Source organism: Pseudonocardia alaniniphila (assembly GCF_022524485.1).
In the GTDB taxonomy this organism is placed as follows: domain Bacteria; phylum Actinomycetota; class Actinomycetes; order Mycobacteriales; family Pseudonocardiaceae; genus Pseudonocardia; species Pseudonocardia alaniniphila.
This window is the reverse complement of sequence record NZ_JAKXMK010000002.1, coordinates 26,499-47,538: the sequence shown is the minus strand read 5'-3', so window position 1 is coordinate 47,538 and position 21,040 is coordinate 26,499. Positions and strand designations below refer to the sequence as shown.

Below are 21,040 nucleotides of genomic sequence, written 5' to 3'. Positions count from 1 at the left end.
GCGTCGCGACCGCGCTGATCACTTCTCCTTCTCGTCGAGGGGCCGAACCACTGCCACCGAGCAGCGCGCGCGGTGCAGCACCGCGTGGCTGACCGAGCCGAGCAGCAGACCCGCTGCCGCACCCCGGCCACGGGAACCGACCACGACCAGCTGCGCCCGCTGCGACTCCTCGATCAGAGCGTGGGCCGGGCGGTCGTGCGTGACCACCCGATACACCCGCACGTCCGGGTACTTCTCGCTCCATCCCGCCAGCCGCTCCGCCAGCACCTCGTGCTCGTCCGTCTCGACCGCCTCCCGGTCGAACAGCAGCGCAGCCATCGCCGGGTCCATCACCAGGTCCCACCACGCATGCACGGCCACCAGCGGAACACCCCGCGTGGTGGCCGCCATGAAGGCGAAGGCCAGCGCAGCCTCGCTGATCTCCGACCCGTCCACGCCCACGACGACCGGACGCGACCCCTCGTCCTCCGTCCGGCCCTCCCCCTGCCGGACCAGGACCACCGGACACTCCGCCTGTGCGGCCATGGCGACGGAGACCGAGCCGACGAGCAGCCGACTCACGCCCCCGTGGCCACGGTCACCGAGAACGATCAAGTGCGCCCGCCGCGACTCCTCCCGCAGCACCGGAACCGGGAACCCCACGACGAGCTGCTGCTCCACAGGCCTCCCCTCGGCGGCCTCCTCCGCCACCCCCGCAGCCTCGGCCAGCTGACGCCTCGCCGCCGCGAGCATGATGTCGCGGTAGTCGCCCCCGAGCCCGATCCGCCCGATCACATGGTCCTGGTTCCAGGCCATCGCCGTGACCAGCCGCAACGTCACGTTCCGACGGGCAGCCTCGGCAGCGGCCCACCGCACCGCCTCCAGCGCGCTCTCCGACCCGTCGACCCCGACGACCACCGTCCGGCCATGGTGTCGCCCATCCGCCATGTCCCCTCCTCGCTCGGTCGTCCCCGAGCGTGTCCCGGCTGACCGGCTTCGGGCAGTGGCTCCCGGCCCTGTCTGGAGGGTCTTCGGACCTCAGGAGCACGTAACCGACAATTCAGTCATATCGTCTGAATCCGTCAGTCGGATCGCTGCGAGACGCAGGGGCGGCCGAGGGGTACCCATGGATCGCTGATCAGGGCCGCACAGGTGCGTGGAGGTACGGTCGCCGCCCCCAACCGATGATCACGGACAATTGGCCGAGCGACCCTGAGAGGCTGGCCGGCAGGCCGCCATCCCGGCAGGGTCGCCATCCCGGCAGGGCGGCTGGCCGCGTGGGCACGGAACGGGGTGGCCGTCCCGAGTACTGGCCGGGGCGGCACGCGTTGAAGCGAAGATCACCAGTTGGGGACGCGCAACCGCGCGGGCCGCCGCCCTCGCCCCCAACCGATGATCAAGGGCGGCTCGCCGGGCGGAAACCGCAGCAATGCGGATCAGCCCGCCGGCCACGGGCCGATGATCACCAGATCGGGACGCACAACCGGGCGGGCCGCCGTTCCCGGCCCCCAAACGGTGATCAAGGGCGGCTCGCCGGGCGGCCACCGCAGCAATGCAGATCAGCCGGCCGGCCACGGCCCGATGATCACCAGATCGAGACGCACAACCGGGCGGGCCGACGTCCCCGCCCCCGACCGATGATCAAGGACCGGCGAGCCGGGGCGGCTCCGCGAACCAGCCGCAGGGGGGACCCCGGCAGGCGCGTGTTGCAGGGCACGCAACCGGTCGCCCCCGGCGCCCGGCCGGGGCGGGCACCCGTCGCCGCGAAGATCGTCGGTTGGGGCCACACAACCGTGCGACGGCGCCGTCAGCGCTCCCCAGCCGGTGATCAAGGGGCTGCTCGCCGGGCGCCACGGCGGAGTACAGATGAGCAGACCGCCCCGGTGATCACCGATTGGGGGCGCATAGCCGTGTCCGGTGCGGTCGCCAGGCCCCAACCGATGATCAAGGGGCGGTCACTCGGAGCGGTCAGGAGAACCTCGGGGCCGACTTCCTCATTTCGCCCGAACCACGCACGGTGATCAACATCCTGGTTGGATCAACGGTGACGACCGCCATCGACCGGAGAACACGTGAACGACTCTTACTCCCCGGAAGCACTGCACGAGGCCTACCAGCACATCTGGTTCGTGGTCGCCCGCTCACAGGACATCGACGTACCGCAGCCGGCCCAACTGCTCGGCAGGCGGCTCGTCGTCTTCCGCGATTCCGACGGCCAGGCCCGGGTCCTCGATCGCCGCTGCATCCACCGTGGCGCCGACCTGGCTGCGGGCACGGTCCGCGGCGACGGCCTGCAGTGTCCCTACCACGGCTGGGAGTTCGACGGCGCCACCGGCGTCTGCTCACACATTCCCGCGCTCCGGGACGGGGTGCGCATCCCACCGAAGGCCAGGGTGGGCAGCTACCCCGTCATCGAGCGCTTCGGACACGTCTGGACGTGCCTGGGCGACCCGGTCTTCGACCTGCCGGACCCTCCGGAGATCGCGGATCTCACCCTCGACTGGCGCGCGGCGACGCCGATCCCCGCCAAGTGCGGCTTCATGGCGGCGGTGGAGAACTTCCGGGACATGGCGCACTTCCCGTTCGTGCACGCGGAGTCGATGGGCGAGGTGAACCCGGTGGTCGCCGATCTCGACGTGCAGCGAGACGGCAGGGAGGTACGTGCCTCGTTCTTCTACGAGCAGGTCGCCGGATCGGACTTCTCCGACACCGGCGACGCGTGGATGCACTATCACACCTACGCCCCCGGCATCGCCACGATCCTCTACGACTTCGGGCCCGAGATCGGCAAGCGCTACCTCGTCGACTTCCCCTCGCCCGTCAGCCACGACGAGTGCGTGATCTTCTGGGCCGTCGCCACCGACAAGGACTTCACCGGCGGCACGGTGGAGGAGGTCCTCGCGATCGAGACGAAGGTCTTCGACGAGGACACCCCGATCCTGGAGGGGCTCGACCCCAAGGAGGTGCCGCTGGCGAACCAGGTGCAGGAGGTCTCGTGCGCCGCGGACGTCTACACGCTGAACTACCGCAGCGCCACCAAGCACGTCGTCCAGGAGATTCGCAGGGCCAGGTCGGCGGCTCCTGCGGAGCCCGTCGGCGTCCGCGCGTGACGGGCAGGCCGCTCAGGCCGGGCCCTCGTGCACCTGGGCGGCCTCCCGCCGGCCCCGGCCGTCCTCCGTCGGCCGGTCACCGAGCAGCGCCTCCCCCTTGACCAGCCAGGACACCCCGAACGCGAGGACGGCCACCGTCTCCAGCCAGAACAGCGGCCGGTACTCGGCCTTCACGGCGTCACCGACGAACAGGTCGGTGACCACCGCGAGCACCAGGCAGGCGACGATCACCCACCCGCAGACGCGGTAGACGACGTTGCGCACGATCTTCCGCGGGGTCATGTCGCCGTCGGTCCTCGTGAAGAGGAACAGCGAGAAGAGCGCCAGTGCGATGAAGAACACCGCGGCGAACACGAGGTGCACCACGCCTGCGATCTGCACCCGGCCCGTCCCGCCCCCCTCCGGCGCGGTCGGGAACAGGGCGAGACCGATGGCCGCGATGCCGGCGATATCGCCGAGCAGGTCGTCCGCCTTGCCGAAGCGGTAGGACAGCAGGAAGACCCCGATCGCGCAGAGGCTCCCGACGAGCACGCCCCGCATCCCCGTGTAGTAGTAGGCGCTCACCGACGACAGCAGGCCAACGTCGAAGAGGACTGCCGCACCGATGGCCAGGACGGGTGGCAGGGCCACACCGATCGCGCCCACGCTCCTGCGCAGGCTCATGTACGACAGCACGGCGTTCCGGTTGGGGGTGAACCACGACGGGTCCATTTCACCCTCCTTGGGGGTCTCGCCGGGACACCGGCCGGGCAACATCCTTCCGCCGGCGCCGCGCCTGCGGTACCCGTCCCACCCCCGGATCGACCCCGCGTTCGGAGAATGCGGACCGACCCGCTGTCCCGCCCATGATTGACCGGCGATCCAGCCGTGCAGATCATGGGAATTTCCGGATCGACCACGATTTCCATCGTGAAATCAGCCGCCGACACGGCGGCGATCCGCCATACCAGGTTTCGGCCGGCGCAGGCACGGGGAAATCCGATCGGCGTGGTGGGCGACATGATCGGCTCGGCTCGGCACCGGCCGATGCGGGCGAATCGGGTTCGGAGAACGAATCGCCGGCCGCGGCCTGGGCACGCGCCGAGGAACAGTCCGCCGCTCGTTGCGTGCCCGCATGGTCGTCCGCAGGTAGTTCGGCACCGGCGCCGTCCACGGGCGAATCGGCCCGCATCGCGCTCGACGTTCCTCATTACCGAAACTCGGCGCTACCTTGTGTTCCAATCCGAAAATATTGCCGGCTCGAATGATCAAGTCAGCCCGAGCCTTTCGACACCGGCCACCCGTTGCTAACCTCGCGGGCGTTGTACTGTATCCACGAAAGGAGCTTCGAGATATGTGTAGTAGCGCGAAGGCTCCCCGGGTCTAGATCGAGCGGTGTCAGCTCCCCGTCCGGCAGGTCTCCTCTACAACGGCATCAAACCGCGCTCCCCGAAATCGCGAGCGAGCCGTCGCCACGACGAGCCACCACCGTCGGATCCGTCCCTACGCAGTCACACCCTCCGTCGCGCACGGGCACGGACGTTGATCGTCATCGTCACGATCGCGGGTGCGGTCGCCGGCGCAGTGCTGGCGGCCCTGTTCTGGCTCGTGCTCACTCAGACGCACACGTCCGCGATGGTCGAGGTGCAGATCGACGACCCCTCATCCGCGGCAGTGGGCCCGGGCGCAGTGGCGGCGATCATGACGAGGACTTCTCCCCGATGAACGTGGACATCTCCGATCCGCACTGGTTCGGCGCCACCGGCGCACGCCCGACGGTGGCGGTCGCCGTCGAGGACGGGTTCACGGCTGCCGGTCACGCCACGGGGCTCGTCGCGATGCTCCTGCTGACGGCCACGGTGGTGCTCGGCATCCTGCATTCCGGACGGGTGTCGAGTGCGAAGTGGCCGCGGTTCGCGGTGCACGCCGTGCACCGCAACGCGTCGCTGCTGGCGATCGCCTTCCTCGTCGTGCACATCGTCGTCGCGATCGGCAAACCCGGCTCCGGGCTCTCCTGGCCCGTCGCCGTGGTGCCCTACTCCACCACCCCCCACCCGATCTGGCTCGGGATGGGAACCGTGGCACTCGAACTCCTGCTCGCCGCGATCGTCACCGGCTTGCTGCGGCTCAGGATCGGCTTCCGCTGGTGGCGCGCCGTGCATGCGGTGGCATACGCGAGCTGGCCGCTCGCGCTCGCGCACGGGCTCGGTCTCGGCACGACCGACAGGAGGCTCGGCTGGGTGATGGCCGTCTACCTCGGGTGTGCGGTGGCGGTCGCGGCGGCGATCACCCGGCGATGCCTGACCGTCGACGCCGACCGTGACGCCCGGCGGGCCGCACAGGCAGGTCAGCGGTGACCGCGGCGACGTCCGCGCCCCTCCCGGATCCCCCGGCCGGGAGCGTGCGGCTGCTGGCCGGCTCGGCCGAGAGCGGCTCCCCTGCCGGGCTGGCCGACCACCTCGCCCGTTTCGGACCGCTTCCGACCGGCGCTGATGGGCCGGCGGAGCTGATCGATGCGGTCGACCGGTCGGGGCTGCGCGGCCGAGGCGGGGCGGGCTTCCCGATGAGCCGCAAGCTGAGGACGGTCGCAGCCGGCCGGGGCCGGCCGATCGTGGTCGCGAACGGCTGTGACGGCGACCCTGCCACCGCAAAGGACGCGAAGCTGCTCGAGTTCGCCCCCCATCTGGTCATCGACGGTGTCCTGCTCGCCTGCCACGCCGTCGGCGCGGACGAGGCGGTCATCTGCATGCGCGAAGGAGACGCACACGCCCGCTCGATGCACGCCGCCCTCGACGCACGCCACGACGAGAACGTCACGATCCGCGCGGTGGAGGTGCCGCACCGCTACGTGGCCAGTGAAGAGTCCGCGCTGGTCAACTTCCTGAACAGCGGCGACGCCCGGCCCACCGTCACCCCGCCCCGGCCGGCGGAACGAGGGGTCGGTGGCCGTCCGACGCTGGTCGACAACGTCGAGACGCTGGCTCACCTGGCACTGATCACGCGCTTCGGCGCGAGCTGGTTCCGGACGGCGGGCACGGCGCAGTCTCCGGGCACCACCCTCGTCACGGTGGGGGGCGCGGTGTGCAGACCCGGTGTGTACGAGGTCGAGCTCGGCACGCCGGTCGGCGCGGTGCTGGCCGAGGCCGGAGGCGAGTCCGAGCCGTTGCAGGCGATGCAGGTCGGCGGTCTCGGCGGCAGTTGGATGGCGATCCGGCAGGCACGAGCGCTGCCGCTCGCGCACGAGGACTGCCGCGCAGCAGGAGCTGTGATGGGCACAGCGGCGCTCGTCGCTCTGCCGGAACGTGCCTGCGGCCTCGCCGAGACCGCCCGCACCGTGCGTTACCTCGCGGTGGAGTCGGCAGGGCAGTGCGGGCCGTGCATGTTCGGACTGCCGGCGATCGCCGACGACCTGGACGATCTCGTGCGCGGTACCGACCCGTCGGGGGCCACGCTCGACCGTCTGCGCAACCGGTTGGGGATGATCGAGGGCCGGGGCGCGTGCGCGCATCCTGACGGCACCACCCGGTTCGCGGCCTCGGCTCTGCGCGTCTTCGCCGACCACATCGCCGATCACGTCGCCGGCCACCCGTGCCCGTGGGCGGACACCGAGCCGTGGATGCCGGTGCCCGGTCCGGCCCGTCGTGGAGGGGGAGAGTGATGAGGGACGACACCCGGCTCGGCCTCGACGTGGATCCCATCATGTGCCGCGGGCACGGACTCTGCGCCGAACTCCTCCCCGAGCAGGTCCTGCTCGACGAATGGGGCTACCCGCATCTCGCATCGCGGGAGGTGCCACCGTCGCTCCGGGCGCAGGCACGGGCCGCGGCGAGCGCGTGCCCCACGCTGGCGCTCCGGCTACGTCGCCTCGACGGACAGAACCGCACCTCGTGAGCAGGGCAGTCGCAGGCATATGTCACGAGAGTCCATTTCCTCACCCATGGTCATTCGCCCGATTCCGAACCGTGGTGCGTCCGGTAACTACGCTGCAGAGGTGCGATTCGCGATATCCATCCCACAGACCGTTCACGGCGGAAAATACGACACGGGTGCGCTCCAGGCCCACCTCGCGCGGGTGGAGGAGCTCGGATTCGACAGCGCCTGGACGCAGGAGCAGGTCCTGGGGTCCGCGCCCCGCCTGAGCGCCATCGAGACGATGACCTACGCGGCCGCGTGCACGCAGCGGCTCCGGCTGGGGTGCGCGGTGTTCGTCACGCCGCTGCACAACCCTGTTCAGCTGGCCAAGAGCCTGAGCTCGCTCGACCAGCTCAGCGGCGGGCGCATCGAGGTGGGAGTCGGCACCGGTGGGCGCCACCGGAGCTTCGCCACGTTCGGGGTGGATCCCGAGGGGCTGGTCACGCGGTTCACCGAAGGCCTGCGCCTGATGAAGGAGCTGTGGACCGAGCCCCGCGTCAGCTTCTCCGGGCGCTTCTATCAGGCGGACGGCGCCACGATGGAGCCGAAACCGCTCCAGAAGCCGCACCCGCCGATCTGGTTCGGAGCCGCGCATCCGGACGCACTGCGCCGCGCGGTCCGGCTCGGTGACGGTTTCTTCGGCGCAGGCTCGTCCACCACAGCGCAGTTCGCCGACCAGGTGAAGGTCGTACGCGGGGCGTTGAGCGACATGGGTCGGGACAGCACCGGTTTCCCGATCGCCAAACGCGTCTACATCGCGGTCGACGACGACGCGGCCCGCGCCGAGGCACGTCTGTCCGACGCGCTCGGCCAGCTCTACTCCCACGCCGGGCGCAATGATCTCGTCTCCACGGCGGTGTGGGGGCCACCGGCCGACTGTGTCCGGGGCCTGCGCGAGGTGGCCGAGGCCGGCGCCGAGCTGATCCACCTGAACCCGCTCTTCGACGACGCGGAGCAGATGGAACGCCTGGCCGCCGAGGTGATGCCCGAGCTGTCGACCACCCCGGCGACCGGGCAGGCCTGATCGACCGATCACGGTAGGCCGGGCGGTGCGCTCGGCCACGGTTCTCCGCTCACGGTCGGTCATGCTGGATACGCTGCGATCACGATGGGAGTGATCTCCGCGCGGGTCGTCAAGGTGGCCCGACCCCTGGCCGTCACCGCGGCGACGGCGGCGTGGGTGATCGGTGCCGTCCTCAACGGCCTCTCCGGCTGGTCGTTCGGAGTCACCGCCGGTGCCGGCGCAGCCCTCACCGCACTCGCCGTCGGCCTGCCGCTGTGGGCGGAGCGCCGGGCCCGCGTCCGCGCCGCCACCGCCGTACAGATCGCCGAGGACGCCGCCGCGCGGATGCAGCTGGTCCTGGACGACGCCCTCGATCCCCTCACCTACCTCATCGGCAGGATCACCGACCGCCCACGCTGGACCCGCGGCCGCGAACTGCTCGAGCTGCAGGGCCAGGCGAAGGCGGTCGTCCTCGCGGCGGCCGCCGAGGTGCTCGGCAGCGACCGCCTGCGTGCCTGCTACTTCGCCCTGGTGGAGGACCACCCGCCCCGGCTCGTCCCGGCCGGGTTCCACGGCCGCGCCTCGGCTCCGCGCACCACCTTCGTCGCGGGCACTCCGCTCGGCGACCAGGCATTCCAGCTGCTCAGGCAGCGCGAGGACCTGTTCTGCCAGGACGCCAGGGCGCGTCCGCCCTCCGGCTGGCAACCCGGGGGCCACGACTACCGCACGTTCATCGCGGTGCCCGTCGCCACCGAGGAACGCGAGTTCGGGGTCCTCACGATCGACGGACTCCACGTCGGCGATCTCACCGAGGCCGACGTCGCCGCGGTCCGGGTCTTCGCCCGGCTGCTCGCGATCGCCCTCGCCGCCTGATTGCGGGGCTATCCTGAGCACGTGGACGAGGGGATCAGCTGCAACGGCAACGGAAACGGCGACGAGACGCAACGGCTGCGGCTCGCCCGCATCCTGCGCGATCCCACGGGGTACTACGCGGATGCCCGCAAGGAAGCCCACGCACATGCCAGGCGCTTCCTCGCCGCCCGGCTCCGGGCCCGCCGCGTCTAACCCAGAGGCCCGCGGTTCGGAGCAGCCCTCGTTACAGCGCTCCTGATTGCTCGAGTACGCCCCGCAACTCGCGCAGGGCGTGGTAGCTGCGTGACTTCACGGTCCCGACCGGGATGCCGAGCCGGTGGGCGGCTTCGGCCAGGGAGCAGTCCTGGTAGTAGATCGCGATCAGGACGTCGCGATGTTTGGGCCTGAGCTGGTTGAGGGCGTCGGCGACGACCCGGCGGTGCACCGCCTTCTCGAACGGGTCGGATTCGGACGCCCTTTTCAGTGCGATCTCGTCGTGCACGATCACGGGGCGGATGGCGTCGTGGCGGCGTAGGTCGGTCACCAGGTTGCGGGCGACGGTGTACAACCACCCGTGCGGTCTTCCGGATTCGAACCCCGTGGCGTGTTGCCGCCAGGCGCGCACCATCGTCTCCTGAACCACTTCTTCGGCCCGTTCGCGGCTACCGGTCAACGGCAGCACGAACCGGAGGAGCGGGCGGAACGCGTCCTCGTACAAGCCACGGACGAACGCCTCGGTCGATTCCTGACAGTCGGGCAGACTGGCCACCATCAGCGCTCGTCGCTGTTCCCGGATGGCAGCCACATGGCACCGGGTGCGGCAACGGAGCATCGCCCGAGGTCCGCCCCACAGCCACGGGGCATCCTCCGTCTCGAGAGCACGTCCACACCGTGGTGCAGCGGGCGTTCCGATCGCGTCCGTGTACGGTCCCTGGCCGTATCCCTGGGGATGTACACCAGGGATATACAAGAGCGGATCGGCGACGCCCTCCGGCGTCCGATCAACGGTTCCGGCGCTCAGACCTCGCCGTAGGGCAGACCCTTCACAATCCTCGCCGCGGCCCGGCCGGCGCCGCGCCAGCCCACGGTGCCGGCCTCGGCGGGCACCACCTGCGCCGGGGAGCGTTCCGGCAGCTTTGCGTGGTGCACCACCACGACCTCCACGCCCAGCGCGACGCCGACATCCAGCCGCGACTCCTGAGCGGCCTCGTGCGCCAGCAGCACGGTCTCGACGTCGGCGTCGGTGTCACCGGAGGGCATGACCACGCGCGTCGGCACGCCTTCCTCCTCGATGCCCGCGCACACCTCGCGCAGCACCTGAGCCCCGGCCTCGGCCGGCCGGAGCACGACGACCGAGGGGATCTCCGCGTTCTCCGTGACGCCTGACGGCGGCCCGCTGCACTTCATGACGCCCTGCTCTCCCTCACAGCCGTCGCCCGGGAGGCACCGGCGACCTCGGCGGCGAACGCGTCCACGAGCCCCGACGCCACGGCGTTGCGGGGGCCTTCCGTCCCGTGCACGTTGCCCGTGCCGCAGACGATCCCGTGCCCGGCGAGCGCGTCGGCGATCATGTCCGGGATCTCGAAGTCCAGCGCCGAGCCGCCGAGCAGCACCACGAACTCGAGCATCCGCAGGTTCCCCTGCGGGGCGATCTGCCGCAGCGCCCGCAGCGCGTTCACCACGAACACCCTCCGCTTGGCCTCGCGCCGCACCCGCCGCACGTGATCCACCGAGTGCCGGGTGGCGATCGGTACGGGGCCTTCGGGCGTCATCGCCACGACCCGGGCGAACACCGTCGGCGGCAGTGGCGTGGTGAAGAACTGCACCGTGCCGTCCTCGTGGCGGATGTGGAAGAAACTCTCCACCTTCCCGAGCGGGAACCACTTGACCGATTCCGCGACCTCCCGGTTGTCCAGCGCCAGCTCAGAATCGATCAGCCTGGTGACCAGCTCACCCGCCCCGGCGACGTGGACCGCGCCGACCGTCCCGTCGCGCGTGAGCAGGGCCGCGTCCGTAGACCCCCCGCCCATGTCGAGCACCACGACGGGTTTGTCCACCCCGGGCGTGGTGAGGGCGCCGCGCACCGCCATCTCGCCCTCGACGCCTCCGATGCGGGCCGCGCAGCCCAGCGCGGCGGCCACGTCGTCGGCGACCACCTGCATGCGGCTGCCGCTGGTGCTCACCATCGCCGCAAGGGCGACCGCGTTCTCCAGCGCGATCTCACCGGCCAGCCCACCCCGCACCTCGGCGGGCACGAAGGTGTCGACGGCGAGGACGTCCCCGATCCGGACCTCGGACGCCGGCTGCCCGGTCACGTCGGTCATCGTGTCGCGAACCTGCGCGAGCATCCCGCCGACGTGCGTGCCAGGCTCGCCCGTCGCATCCTCGAGCGGCTGCACGCGCGCCAACTCGGCCATGATCTGCTCGGCACCGGCGTCGAGGTCCACCCGCAGGGTCTTGCCCGCCCCGGTCAGCTCGAGCAGCCCCACCGGGATCCGCCGGTCGGTGACGTCACCGCTGGGCGTGCGCACCACCACGGCCGACCGGTTGCCGGTCAGCGCGCGTGCCACCGGCGCGACCTTGCGCGTCTGGTCCGGGTCGAGCTCGAAGACGGTGGCGAGGCCGTAGGAGTTCGACAGCGTGCGGATGGTCTGGCCGGGTGCGGCCACCTCGACCGCGGCGAGCATCCCGAGCGGGACCCGGTCCACCGCGGCCACCTCGTCGACGATCGGGATCGCTCGTTCCAGCCGGTTGGCCACGAGCACCGCGTCATCGTGGCCGAGGACCGCTGCCACGATCTCGGCACCGGAGCCGGTTGCGGTGTTGAGCGTGACGGCGATGTCGTCGAAGTCCCACCCGAACGGCACCACGACGACCAGCGGCCCGTCATGGGTCGCACCGCTCAGCTCGCTGATCGGAACCGTCGTCCCGACCCCGAGACCCTCCCCGCCCGGCGTCGTCGGGTTGTGCCCGATCATCGTGGACTCGGTGATGATCGTCTCGGTGATGGTCTCCGTGGCGAGCCCGCTGATCACGGGCGTGGCCTCGTTGAGCAGCACGGTGTCGAGGTCCGCGGGGTCGCGGCGCGCCCGCTCCAAGGCCCGGCGTACCGCCGACACGGCTCCGGCGGTGTTGTCCGGTGTGCCCTTGACCCCGGTGGTGTGGGTCAGGGCGGTGCCGAGGTACGTCACGCCACCGGCTTCGTCGACGTCCGCGACGCACGCCTCGGTGGTGGAGTTGCCGATGTCCACGCCGACGACGAGCCGCACCGACCCACTTCCTTCCCGGTCGGCGCGGCTCAACCTGTGTTGCTCAGCTCGAACGCCGGCTCGACCTCGACCGGTTTGCGGTCGGGCACGATGCAGTCGAACTCCTTCAGGTGCAGCAACGCCGCCTTGGCCTGCCACCGGGGGCGGGCCATCTGGTCGTTGCGCGTCGGCACCGGCTCCGGCGACTCCCCCTTGGCGTACTGCGCCGCGTTGCTGCCGATCCGCCGGAACACCTCGGCGTCGAGCAGCGGGGACTGCGGGAACAGCTCGAGGTTGGACAGGCGCGCCAGATCCTTCTGGTGGATCATGGTCGTGCCGCGGGACAGGATGCCCACCGCGATACCCGAGCCGGACAGCCGCGCTCCGAGGTGCGAGATCGCGGCGAGGTCCGCGGTGTCCCACACCCGGATGACCCGGGCGTGCATGCCCTGCTCCTCGACGCCCGCCAGCAGTTGGCGCAGCACTTCCGCGTGCGGGACGTCGACGATGGTCTTGGTGAACGTCGAGGCGAAGGCCGGTGACACCGCGATCACGACCTCGTCCTCCCGGGTGCCACGCTGGGCCTGCCCGATCTCGCGAAGGGACAAGGTGCGAGTGGCCGAGGGGGTACTCACGAGACCTCCGTCTCCGGGTTGCTCGCGCTGGTGACGTGGCGCAGTCTCTTCAGGTCTTCCCACCGCTGCCCGCTGAGCCGGTATCCCGTGCCCGGGCCTGCATAGTCATTCGCGTCGTTGATCGCCGACAGCGGCACGAAGTCCGGAGTCAGGATCGCGGCGGTCTGCAGCAGGTCCCCCGAGACGCGCTGGCGCAGCACCTGCAAGTAGCTGTCCGCCACGTCCGCGAAGCCGGTGCGTTCGAGGATCCGCACCAGGTCCAGACCCGTGATCCCGCGGTCCATCACCGACTGGGCACCTTTGAGGTCCTCCAGGACGTCCCGGAACGGGTAGTCGGCGCTGGAGTTCGCGTAGGTCCCGGCCTCCACCTCGTCGTCGGTGATCCGGGGCAGGTCCAGCTCGGCGAACACGGCCTGCAAGGCCCTGGCCGCCTTGTTGCGGACCTGCAGGATCTCGTCCTCGCGGACGTGCCGGAGACCGCCGTCGATCTGCAGGTCGCGCTGGATGGTGTTCCAGTCGTCGTAGTCCTCGACGTCGAGATTCGACCCGGCGAACATGTTGTCCGAGTTCGGCACCCCGGAGAAGCCCGAGCAGATCAGGTCCTGGCCGGACATCATCTGCGGCATCAGCCTGCTGGTGCGCCGCATGGCCGAGTGCGAGAACGACTGGTCGTTGCCGGCCGCGCACTCCAGGTCGACCATGCAGGCGATCAGGTTCTCGGCCGCCACCGCACGGATGCCGCCGGGCACCGCGCCCGGCACGCCGATACAGCTGATCGAGCCGTTCTGCAGGCCCTGCACGCCCGCACCCTTGGCCATCAGGATGCAGCGGATCTCCAGGTACAGCATGGACTTGCCCTCGGCGTTGCCCATCTGCACCTCGGAGCCGGTGCCCGAGGTGAAGCGCATCTTGATCCCGCGCGAGGCGTACGCCGAGGCGAGGAACGCCTTCGACCACGGCGTGTCGTCACCGTCGACGAACACCGACTCGGTGCCGTACACCGAGATCGTCTCCGCGTAGCCGGTGATGCCGCGCATCCCCAGCTCCAGCTCGGTGGCCTCCTCCAGGGCGCACTGGGTGATCACTCCACCGCGTCCGGTCTGCGCCCCGATCTGCAGCGCGATCGCGACCAGCGGCGCGTAGCGCACCACGCCGAGCGTGGTCTCCAGCTCGGCGAAGCCGCGCAGGGCGGCCTCGGCGGCGTCCGCGGCGACCTGGATCGGGTTGTCCCGCGCGCTGGTGGAGTGCGCCTGGTTCGCGGGCGTGCGCCGGGAGCGCATCTTCTGCATCGCCATCATGATCTCGACGACGTTCATCAGCTTGACGACATCGAGCAGCTTCGCCGGGGTCAGGCCACGCGTCACCTCGAGCACGGCCGCCCGGCTGACCCTGGGGTCGAGCAGCATCCGGGCGATCTCGTCGGAGGGGATGGCGTTGGCCTCCACCGCCGAGGCGACGTCGATCGAGTGGTTCGCGATGAAGGTGTCCATGAAGTCGAAGTCGGCGCGGGCCTTGCCGTCGAGCTCGACGATGACGCCGTCCTCGACCCGGATGCTCGGCTTCGGGTCGTACTCGCTCTCCATCGCGACGAGGCCCTTCTCGGGCCATTCCTCGACGAAGCCGTCCAGATTGACCGGACGGCTCTCCAACATCTCGGTCCGCTTGGAGACCTTCGTGGCCGTGGGTTTCGGTGCGGTGGCCGTCATCGTCAGTCCTCCTCACGGGCGAGCAGGTTGCGCGCCGCGTAGACCTGCGCCGCCTCGCGGACCAGCGCCGCGTTGACGGGCGCCGAATAGTGCGACTCGAGCCGATCGGCGATCGCATCGAGCCGCTCCCGGCTCGATGCCCGCGGACGCAACGCGTTGTAGATCTCCAGAACCTCCGCGTCCGGAATCGCGGTCATCTCGGCGGCCCGGCGCATGTTGTTCGCCAGCTGCGGTCGGCCGGCGGCGTCGGAGATCTCACCCTGTAGCTGTAGCGTCTCCGCGCTGATCCGGAGATCCTCATTCGTGAGATCGCCCGCGACGACCGCCGCCATCGTCACCTCGGCGAGGGGCTTTCCGGTCGGCGTCCGGATCAGCTCCGGACGGTTCATCGACAGCGGATAGTCACTTTTCTGGAGTTTCGCGGGGATTTCCACGCGATCACCTCTCATCACTGGCCGGAGCGGCGGCCCCGATGCCCCGACCGTCACCGGGAAACACGTTGCGCCTTCGTTGTCCCGCAGGTCAAGGGCGGCATGCTTACGACCCGCCGACGACAACCCGCAAGCAAGCGGTCGACGGCGTGCCGAGCGAGAACGGGTGAGGACGAAACACCCGGCTGTACCTCACCTCTGGGTGAGGGGGGACAGTGTTCGCTGATCGCGGGCCTATCGCTTCGGACGCGATTGGGGTTGGGTCGAATCCCGGGCCCCGCACCCAGCCGGGTTCAAAACCGGGAACGACCATGAAAGGACGAACCGATCATGAGCGTGCTGACGTTCGCCGAGGCGCAGAAAGTCCTCGAAGCCGGACTCAAGAAAGCCGACGAAATCGGACAACCGATGAACGTCGCAGTGGTGGACGGAGGTGGCCACCTGCTGGCATTCGGACGCCAGGACGGCGCCATCCGCGCGAGCATCGACATCTCACAGCGCAAGGCGGTCACCGCCATTTTGATGAACCGCCCGACCGATGAGCTGACCCCCCTGGTGCAACCGGGGGCGGAGCTCTACGGGCTGGAGCAGACCGCCGGCGGCATGGTGACGTTCGGCGGTGGCATCCCCCTGTACCGGAATGGCGATCTCGTCGGCGCGGTGGGCGTGAGCGCCGGCACCGTGGACGAGGACGTGACGGTGGCGTCCGCGGCAGCCAAGGCCGTCAGCTGACCCGCCAGGTCACCGCGTGAGCTGCCCGGCGTCGCTCGCCACCCTCGTCTCGCCGCTCCGGAAGGGCGCGGCGAGCGTGGCCAGGATGTGGCGCCGGTTGCGGATGAGCGCAGCGGCCGCCAGCACTGCGTAGACGGCGCAGAGGACGTAGCGAGCCTGCTGGCCCGGAAAGACGAACTGCAACGCGAACAGGCCGAGCAGCGTGACGGCCAGCCAGCGCGGGAACCGCAACGCCAGCAACGCGGCGACCCCGAGCAACGTCTGCGTCGCGGTGAGCAGGAACTCCTCGATCTGGCGGCTGTCGAGTACGAGTGCGGTGGGCCCGCCGCCGAGCAGGTAGGCGATGGGCAGGCTTCCGACCAGGAGCGTCCACTGGTTGATCTTGCTCGAGATCAGCGTGCCGATCGCGTCGGTGCCCCGGCCGTGCACCGCGAAGAGGATCGCCACGATGAACTCCGGCGCCTCGGACGCCAGCGGGGCCAGCCACTGCACCAGCAGGAACTCGTCGACACCGAACTCGGCACCGGTCCCGATCAGCGAGTGCGCGAACGGTTCGGCCGAGGCGAGGATGACCATGGCGGCGAAGAGGAACAACCCGAGCACCAGTGGCCGCCGCACCGGCGTCGGCAGCGCCCCGACCCTGGCGGCCGGCCCGATGAGCTCCGGCTCCTCGGCCTCCGCCCGGGAGACTTTCCAGAGGTAGAACGCGAACAGCCCGAGCAGCGCGAAGCCCAGGACGAGGTGGATCTGCCCGAAGAGCGGGACGATGAACGCCACGACCGACGCTATGGCGAGAAAGCCCAGCTCGACGCGGTGCCCGGGCGCCAGGAGCAGCTCGCGGACCTTCCGGCCCGAGCGGCGCGAGGCCACGAACAGGGCGATGATCACCACGACCGACCAGCCCAGCCCGAGCAACAGGCGGTTCGATCCGGTCATGTTCGCAGCCGCGTACGGCACGTAGCTCGGATCGCTGCCGGCGGTGTAGGCGAAGTAGAGATCCACCGCGTACTCCGGCAGCACGGCGATCACGGCCAGCACCGCGATCGCCAGGGCGCCCGAGATGTCCATACGCGCGGCTTCGGCGCCCCAGGCCAGCAGGAACGACGCCGCCACCACGGCGGCACCGAACACCGCCAACCCGAGCACCGGTGGTAGCTCGATGCCACCGAGACGCACCACCAGGGCGGGGAGCGTGAGCAGCACGCACAGCGCAAAGGGGCGTACCGACTTGTAGACCATGACGACCTTCCAGGACGGCGCGTCGCCGTGACCGGAAGGCCTCGGGGGACACTCCGGCCAGACGACTCGACTGGCCGAAGGTCTCGTCCACCCGCTACTCGCGGGCCCTGTCGCCGGAGGACCACCGGGTCCTCAGCATGTCGACGATCAGGTCTGCCGGACTACTCCCCTTCAGTGCGCATACCCTTACATACGTTTCGTCGATTGCGCAACTGACGAATGACGAGGCGGCTGGCGACGACGGCGTCGGGACGGGAGGATTCCTCCATGGCGAACCTGCCCGCGGCGAGCGCTCCAGGACCTTCGAGTCACGCCGTGGAACCGACCCAGCCACAGCTGCGGTCGGCCGCGGCGACATTCGCACTGCTCAGCAGCCCGGCGCGCTTACACCTGGCATGGCTGATGGCACACGAGACGTTCGACGTGGGCACCCTGGCAGACCGGGTCGGGCTGAGCATCGCCACCACCAGCCAGCACCTCGGCAAGTTGCGGCTCGCCGGGGTCATCTCGGCCCGCCGCGACGGCAGGCACACGTACTACGCGGTGGACGACCCGCACGTCCTCGCGATGATCGAGCAGATCTTCAGCCACATCGCGGCGGACGGGACGCTCGCGCCCGACCCGTGAGGGCCTGGCCCGGACGAGCCGCTCAGGCCACCGGCCGGTCCCGATCGGCCCCGGCCAGCCGCAACGCGGCCGCCAGCCTGTCCCTGACCTCGGCCTGCGCGGCGATGCGCTGGTCGATCACGGCCAGCCGCCTCGCCGCGACCCGCAAGCCCTCGACGGACGGCGGGACCGCCGCCACGTCCCCGTCCAAGCAGACACGGAAGGCCTGCACGTCGTCGAGCGTGAGCCCCGCGGCCAGCAGAAGGCGGATGTTGCGCACCCGCACCGCCGCTGACTCGTCGTAGATCCGATAGCCGTTGTGCGCCCGTTCCGAGACGATCAGCCCGGCCTGTTCGTAGTGCCGCAGCGCGCGGACGGTCGCCCCCGTCATCGTCGCCAGTTCGCCGATCCGCACCCCGGCGACAGTAGTCAGGCCACGACCGCTCCCCCGTCGACCGGGAGCACGACCCCCGTGACGAACGATGCCGCCGGGGCCGCCAGCTGGGTGATCGTCCACGCCACCTCGTCCGGACGCCCGATGCGGCCGAGTGGCGTGTGCGTCAACTGCCACTGGCGAACCGCGGCCCGTCGTTCCGGTGTCAGTCCCTGGTGTTCGCCGATCGGGGTGTCGATGCCCCCTGGTGCGACCGCGACCACCCGGATCCCGCGGGGTGCGAGCTCGACCGCCCAGGTACGCGTCAGCAGGTCGAGCGCGGCCTTGGTCGCCGCGTAGACCGAGCTGCCCGGAAAGGCGCGCTGCCCCACGGACGTACTGACGTTCACGACCACGCCGCGGGTGTTCTCCAGTGCAGGTAGCGCCGCCTGCGTGAGCAAGATGGGCGCCACCACGTTGGTGGCGATCTGGGCGTCGATCGACTCGGTCTCGAGCGCACCGAGGGCGCCGCTGCGCACGATGCCGGCGTTGTTCACCAGCACGTCCAGCCTTCCGTACGCGTCCGACACCGCCGAGACGATCCGCTCGGGCTCGCCGTCGGCGGTGATGTCGGCGACCAGCGGGGTGATCCGGCCGGATCCTGCGGCGGCCTCGCGGAGTGGCTCGACCCGCCGTCCCACGGCCGTCACCAGCGCACCCTCGGCCGCGAACGCCCGGGCGGTGGCCCGCCCGATGCCCGTTCCTGCCCCGGTGACGACGACAACCCTGCCGCTGTGCTCCTCGTTGCTGCTGTGCATACCGCTGATCGTCGAACCCTGCCGCAGGTGGCAGGGTCAAGCGTTACCCCTGGGGGTCGCGAGCCGCCGCGATCACCCGGGTGAGGACGCCGTGCAGATCTTCCAGCTCCGAGATCTCCATCCCGAGCCTCGCCACGATCGCAGGCGGAACCCGCTCCGCGTCGGCCCGCAGCCGGCGCCCGGCATCCGTCAGGGTCACAGCGAGGGTCCGCTCGTCGGCCGGCGCGCGACCGCGCATCACGAGGCCCGCAGCCTCCAGCCGCTTCAGCAGCGGTGACAACGTCCCCGGGTCGAGGGCGAGCGCCGAGCTGAGGTCCTTGACCGAGCGGGGTGAGCGCTCCCAGAGCGCCAGCATCACCAGGTACTGGGGATGGGTCAGGCCCATCGGTTCGAGGAGGGGGCGGTAGAGCGACACCACGGTGCGAGCGGCCACGGATAGGGCGAAACAGACCTGGCGGTCGAGCTGCAGGGGGTCGACGAGCTCGACGACGTCTGATGCGTCACCTGTGGATACTTCGGGCACGCGTCCAGGGTAGCGTCAGGAACAGGTTCAGTTTGGACACAAAGCATTGGGGCGCAAATGAGCGAGACCTCACCGCGTCGCCCAGGACCGGTGCGATGGCTGCTGTACGCCTTCGGGCGCGGCCTGCCGCCCGAGTACCGGGAATGGGTCCTGCACGACGTGACCGCGCGCACGTGGGTGCTGCGACACATGATCCGTGCAACAGTGCAGTTGCTCCCGATCGCCGTCGTTCTCTACCTGCTGATCCCGGGCCCGGCCTGGGTGAGGGGGTGCGCCGTTCTCGCCGGGCTCCTGCTGGGGTACTTCTACTCGGGGGCCTACGTCTACGAGACCACCGAGCACCGCGCCGTCAAGGCCGGCTACCCGCGGGGCACCGCCGGCCGGATCCGGGGCATGCACGGGGCCGCCGAGCGCGAGGAACAGGAGCGTCGCTACGAGCAGCGCTGGCGCTCTGGCCAGAGCAGCGGCGGCGGCTGACCGGGCCGCCACGGCCGCGCAGTGCGTCAGGCGTCCGCCTCGAGCCTCAGGTCCCGACCGCGTGTCTCCGGCATCCGGACGGCCGTGACGAGGGTGACGAGCATGATCGCGGTCATGTACACCACCACACCGATCCACCCGGCGAACAGCTGGACGAGCACTCCCGACAGGAGGGGTGCGATGCCACCCCCGAGCACCGCGGAGAACTCGCGCCCGAGCGCGACGCCCGCATAGCGGTACCGCGAGCCCGAGAGCTCGGCGAAGGCGGCGGCCTGCGAGCCGACCGTGCCGTATGCGGCGAAGATGAACCCGAGCACGATCACGAGCACGACGAGCGCAGTGTTGCCGGTGTCCAGCATCAGGAACGCGGGTGCCGGGAACAGCACGAGGAACCCGGCCACGCCGATGATCACCGGCTTGCGCCCGTACCTGTCGGTGAGCACACCCGTCACGAACGCGGAGACGCACCCGAAGATCGCGCCGACGAGCAGCGCCTGCGGCACCAGCCGCTGGTCGACGCCCACGGTCTGGATCAGGTAGCTGCCCATGAAGACCTGGAACACGTACGACTGGGTGTTGCCGCCGATGTTGAGGGCAAACGTGCGGAAGAACGGCCGTCGGCCCACCGTGAACACGCTCTTGATCGGCGACTCGGCGACGGTGCGTTCCTGCTCCCGCTCCTTTTTCGCCTGCTCGAAGACCGGTGCATCACGCAGCCGCCTGCGCAGGATGTACGCGGCAAGCGTCACGAACGCGCTCGAGAAGAACACGAGCCGCCACCCCCATGCGAGCAACTGCTCGTCGGGGAGCAACTGCGCGAGGATCCAGACGACGGCACCGAGCGCTGTACCTGCGGACGCGCCGACGAACACGAGCGACGCGTAGCGGCCACGCCGCTCGCGCGGGGCGACCTCGGTGAGCAGCACCACCCCGCCCGCCTGCTCGGCGCCGGCCCCGAACCCTTGGAGCAGCCGCAGCACGACCAGCAGCGCGGGCGCGAGCAGACCGGCTTGTTCGTAGCTCGGCAGGGCACCGATGAGGAACGTCGAGATGCCCATGAGGAACAAGGTGGTGACGAGCACGAACTTGCGGCCCAGCCGGTCGCCGTAGCGGGAGAAGAAGAGGCCTCCGAGCGGCCGGGCGAGAAACCCGACCGCATAGGTGGCGAATCCGGCGATCACGGCGATGGCGGGATCGGCGTCGGGAAAGAAGATGCGGTTGAAGATGATCGCGGTGGCAGTGCCGTAGATGACGAAGTCGTACTGCTCGAGGGCGGTTCCGATGAGTCCGCCCCAGGCGGCCGTGCGCAGGTTGCGCTTGTCGACCAGGTTGCCGGAGCCGTCGTCGATCGCGTCCGCGACCGTGTCCTGCGCCATCGCAGTCTCCCCCGTCGTCACCGCCCGGCCTCGTGCCCGGA

The 21,040-nt window shown here is 70.3% G+C and carries 24 protein-coding genes; 11 read left to right on the top strand and 13 right to left on the bottom strand.

All coding sequences use genetic code 11. The features are described 5' to 3' along the window. Positions 1–18: 18 nt before the first annotated feature. The gene (locus tag MMF94_RS01280) at positions 19–927 is read right to left on the bottom strand and encodes a universal stress protein (protein WP_241034501.1); all 909 of its coding nucleotides are present in this window, start codon (positions 925–927) and stop codon (positions 19–21) included. 1,124 nt (positions 928–2,051) lie between these two features. Between MMF94_RS01280 and MMF94_RS01275 the strand changes: the two genes are divergently transcribed. Beyond that, positions 2,052–3,089 carry an aromatic ring-hydroxylating oxygenase subunit alpha gene (locus MMF94_RS01275; protein ID WP_241034500.1) on the top strand — a complete coding sequence of 346 codons (1,038 nt, stop codon included), beginning with the start codon at positions 2,052–2,054 and terminating at the stop codon, positions 3,087–3,089. Between the two features lie 12 nt (positions 3,090–3,101). On the opposite strand, the gene MMF94_RS01270 is transcribed toward MMF94_RS01275, so the two are convergent. Further along, positions 3,102–3,800 carry a DUF998 domain-containing protein gene (locus tag MMF94_RS01270; protein ID WP_241034499.1) on the bottom strand — a complete coding sequence of 233 codons (699 nt, stop codon included), beginning with the start codon at positions 3,798–3,800 and terminating at the stop codon, positions 3,102–3,104. A gap of 810 nt (positions 3,801–4,610) precedes the next feature. Between MMF94_RS01270 and MMF94_RS01265 the strand changes: the two genes are divergently transcribed. From MMF94_RS01265 to MMF94_RS01235, 7 genes are all read left to right on the top strand, one after another. Next, a complete protein-coding gene (locus MMF94_RS01265) occupies positions 4,611–4,793 on the top strand; it encodes a hypothetical protein (RefSeq protein ID WP_241034498.1) in 183 nt (60 codons plus the stop codon). Further along, entirely contained in the window at positions 4,790–5,425 is a 636-nt protein-coding gene (locus MMF94_RS01260; RefSeq protein ID WP_241034497.1) for a ferric reductase-like transmembrane domain-containing protein, read from the top strand. The genes MMF94_RS01265 and MMF94_RS01260 overlap by 4 nt, the downstream gene beginning before the upstream one ends. Beyond that, a complete protein-coding gene (locus MMF94_RS01255) occupies positions 5,422–6,726 on the top strand; it encodes an NADH-ubiquinone oxidoreductase-F iron-sulfur binding region domain-containing protein (protein ID WP_241034496.1) in 1,305 nt (434 codons plus the stop codon). Before MMF94_RS01260 ends, MMF94_RS01255 begins: the two co-directional genes overlap by 4 nt. Next, positions 6,726–6,959, top strand: coding sequence for a ferredoxin (locus MMF94_RS01250; RefSeq protein ID WP_241034495.1), 234 nt, complete (start codon positions 6,726–6,728; stop codon positions 6,957–6,959). The genes MMF94_RS01255 and MMF94_RS01250 overlap by 1 nt, the downstream gene beginning before the upstream one ends. 100 nt (positions 6,960–7,059) lie before the next feature. Beyond that, positions 7,060–8,004: an LLM class flavin-dependent oxidoreductase gene (locus MMF94_RS01245; RefSeq protein ID WP_241034494.1), complete on the top strand. Its 945-nt coding sequence runs from the start codon at positions 7,060–7,062 to the stop codon at positions 8,002–8,004. An 84-nt stretch (positions 8,005–8,088) separates the two neighbouring features. Next, entirely contained in the window at positions 8,089–8,856 is a 768-nt protein-coding gene (locus MMF94_RS01240) for a GAF domain-containing protein (protein WP_241034493.1), read from the top strand. 21 nt (positions 8,857–8,877) lie between these two features. Then, entirely contained in the window at positions 8,878–9,048 is a 171-nt protein-coding gene (locus MMF94_RS01235; protein WP_241034492.1) for a hypothetical protein, read from the top strand. Between the two features lie 31 nt (positions 9,049–9,079). Here MMF94_RS01235 and MMF94_RS01230 read toward each other — a convergent pair whose 3' ends face one another. The 6 genes from MMF94_RS01230 to MMF94_RS01205 all read right to left on the bottom strand — a co-directional run bounded on the left by MMF94_RS01230 (position 9,080) and on the right by MMF94_RS01205 (position 14,813). Then, complete coding sequence (locus MMF94_RS01230) at positions 9,080–9,607, bottom strand: sigma-70 family RNA polymerase sigma factor (RefSeq protein ID WP_241034491.1); 528 nt, start codon at positions 9,605–9,607, stop codon at positions 9,080–9,082. Between the two features lie 245 nt (positions 9,608–9,852). After that, positions 9,853–10,242, bottom strand: coding sequence for a glycerol dehydratase reactivase beta/small subunit family protein (locus tag MMF94_RS01225; protein WP_241034490.1), 390 nt, complete (start codon positions 10,240–10,242; stop codon positions 9,853–9,855). Next, positions 10,239–12,104 carry a diol dehydratase reactivase subunit alpha gene (locus tag MMF94_RS01220; protein WP_241034489.1) on the bottom strand — a complete coding sequence of 622 codons (1,866 nt, stop codon included), beginning with the start codon at positions 12,102–12,104 and terminating at the stop codon, positions 10,239–10,241. Before MMF94_RS01220 ends, MMF94_RS01225 begins: the two co-directional genes overlap by 4 nt. A 29-nt stretch (positions 12,105–12,133) precedes the next feature. Next, positions 12,134–12,718, bottom strand: coding sequence for a propanediol/glycerol family dehydratase medium subunit (locus MMF94_RS01215; protein WP_241034488.1), 585 nt, complete (start codon positions 12,716–12,718; stop codon positions 12,134–12,136). After that, positions 12,715–14,424, bottom strand: a complete 1,710-nt coding sequence (locus tag MMF94_RS01210; RefSeq protein ID WP_241034487.1) for a propanediol/glycerol family dehydratase large subunit — start codon at positions 14,422–14,424, stop codon at positions 12,715–12,717. Before MMF94_RS01210 ends, MMF94_RS01215 begins: the two co-directional genes overlap by 4 nt. Before the next feature lie 2 nt (positions 14,425–14,426). Beyond that, complete coding sequence (locus MMF94_RS01205) at positions 14,427–14,813, bottom strand: diol dehydratase small subunit (RefSeq protein ID WP_241034630.1); 387 nt, start codon at positions 14,811–14,813, stop codon at positions 14,427–14,429. Between the two features lie 372 nt (positions 14,814–15,185). Between MMF94_RS01205 and MMF94_RS01200 the strand changes: the two genes are divergently transcribed. Beyond that, positions 15,186–15,587 carry a GlcG/HbpS family heme-binding protein gene (locus tag MMF94_RS01200; RefSeq protein WP_241034486.1) on the top strand — a complete coding sequence of 134 codons (402 nt, stop codon included), beginning with the start codon at positions 15,186–15,188 and terminating at the stop codon, positions 15,585–15,587. Positions 15,588–15,596: 9 nt separating this feature from the next. Here MMF94_RS01200 and MMF94_RS01195 read toward each other — a convergent pair whose 3' ends face one another. Beyond that, entirely contained in the window at positions 15,597–16,826 is a 1,230-nt protein-coding gene (locus tag MMF94_RS01195) for a sodium:proton exchanger (protein WP_241034485.1), read from the bottom strand. Positions 16,827–17,093: 267 nt separating this feature from the next. On the opposite strand from MMF94_RS01195, the gene MMF94_RS01190 reads away from it, so the two are divergent. Beyond that, entirely contained in the window at positions 17,094–17,453 is a 360-nt protein-coding gene (locus tag MMF94_RS01190) for an ArsR/SmtB family transcription factor (RefSeq protein WP_241034484.1), read from the top strand. Positions 17,454–17,475: 22 nt separating this feature from the next. On the opposite strand, the gene MMF94_RS01185 is transcribed toward MMF94_RS01190, so the two are convergent. The 3 genes from MMF94_RS01185 to MMF94_RS01175 are packed head-to-tail and all read right to left on the bottom strand — an operon-like array spanning position 17,476 to position 19,146. After that, a complete protein-coding gene (locus tag MMF94_RS01185) occupies positions 17,476–17,847 on the bottom strand; it encodes a MerR family transcriptional regulator (RefSeq protein WP_241034483.1) in 372 nt (123 codons plus the stop codon). Positions 17,848–17,861: 14 nt separating this feature from the next. Continuing rightward, entirely contained in the window at positions 17,862–18,623 is a 762-nt protein-coding gene (locus MMF94_RS01180; protein WP_241034482.1) for an SDR family NAD(P)-dependent oxidoreductase, read from the bottom strand. Between the two features lie 43 nt (positions 18,624–18,666). Further along, positions 18,667–19,146: a MarR family winged helix-turn-helix transcriptional regulator gene (locus tag MMF94_RS01175; RefSeq protein WP_241034481.1), complete on the bottom strand. Its 480-nt coding sequence runs from the start codon at positions 19,144–19,146 to the stop codon at positions 18,667–18,669. Positions 19,147–19,203: 57 nt separating this feature from the next. Here MMF94_RS01175 and MMF94_RS01170 point away from each other — a divergent pair, with 57 nt between their 5' ends. Then, a complete protein-coding gene (locus tag MMF94_RS01170; protein WP_241034480.1) occupies positions 19,204–19,623 on the top strand; it encodes a DUF5313 family protein in 420 nt (139 codons plus the stop codon). A 26-nt stretch (positions 19,624–19,649) separates the two neighbouring features. On the opposite strand, the gene MMF94_RS01165 is transcribed toward MMF94_RS01170, so the two are convergent. Beyond that, positions 19,650–20,999 carry an MFS transporter gene (locus tag MMF94_RS01165; protein ID WP_241034479.1) on the bottom strand — a complete coding sequence of 450 codons (1,350 nt, stop codon included), beginning with the start codon at positions 20,997–20,999 and terminating at the stop codon, positions 19,650–19,652. Positions 21,000–21,040: the final 41 nt, after the last annotated feature.

What these genes read in the sequence shown, in the direction of transcription:
- MMF94_RS01210 (WP_241034487.1), bottom strand. Translation starts at nt 14,424, where the DNA reads ATGACGGCCACCGCACCGAAACCCACGGCCACGAAGGTCTCCAAGCGG.
- MMF94_RS01200 (WP_241034486.1), top strand. Translation starts at nt 15,186, where the DNA reads ATGAGCGTGCTGACGTTCGCCGAGGCGCAGAAAGTCCTCGAAGCCGGA.
- MMF94_RS01260 (WP_241034497.1), top strand. Translation starts at nt 4,790, where the DNA reads ATGAACGTGGACATCTCCGATCCGCACTGGTTCGGCGCCACCGGCGCA.
- MMF94_RS01225 (WP_241034490.1), bottom strand. Translation starts at nt 10,242, where the DNA reads ATGAAGTGCAGCGGGCCGCCGTCAGGCGTCACGGAGAACGCGGAGATC.
- MMF94_RS01230 (WP_241034491.1), bottom strand. Translation starts at nt 9,607, where the DNA reads ATGGTGGCCAGTCTGCCCGACTGTCAGGAATCGACCGAGGCGTTCGTC.
- MMF94_RS01195 (WP_241034485.1), bottom strand. Translation starts at nt 16,826, where the DNA reads ATGGTCTACAAGTCGGTACGCCCCTTTGCGCTGTGCGTGCTGCTCACG.
- MMF94_RS01240 (WP_241034493.1), top strand. Translation starts at nt 8,089, where the DNA reads ATGGGAGTGATCTCCGCGCGGGTCGTCAAGGTGGCCCGACCCCTGGCC.
- MMF94_RS01180 (WP_241034482.1), bottom strand. Translation starts at nt 18,623, where the DNA reads ATGCACAGCAGCAACGAGGAGCACAGCGGCAGGGTTGTCGTCGTCACC.
- MMF94_RS01280 (WP_241034501.1), bottom strand. Translation starts at nt 927, where the DNA reads ATGGCGGATGGGCGACACCATGGCCGGACGGTGGTCGTCGGGGTCGAC.
- MMF94_RS01170 (WP_241034480.1), top strand. Translation starts at nt 19,204, where the DNA reads ATGAGCGAGACCTCACCGCGTCGCCCAGGACCGGTGCGATGGCTGCTG.
- MMF94_RS01250 (WP_241034495.1), top strand. Translation starts at nt 6,726, where the DNA reads ATGAGGGACGACACCCGGCTCGGCCTCGACGTGGATCCCATCATGTGC.
- MMF94_RS01270 (WP_241034499.1), bottom strand. Translation starts at nt 3,800, where the DNA reads ATGGACCCGTCGTGGTTCACCCCCAACCGGAACGCCGTGCTGTCGTAC.
- MMF94_RS01205 (WP_241034630.1), bottom strand. Translation starts at nt 14,813, where the DNA reads ATGAACCGTCCGGAGCTGATCCGGACGCCGACCGGAAAGCCCCTCGCC.
- MMF94_RS01165 (WP_241034479.1), bottom strand. Translation starts at nt 20,999, where the DNA reads ATGGCGCAGGACACGGTCGCGGACGCGATCGACGACGGCTCCGGCAAC.
- MMF94_RS01190 (WP_241034484.1), top strand. Translation starts at nt 17,094, where the DNA reads ATGGCGAACCTGCCCGCGGCGAGCGCTCCAGGACCTTCGAGTCACGCC.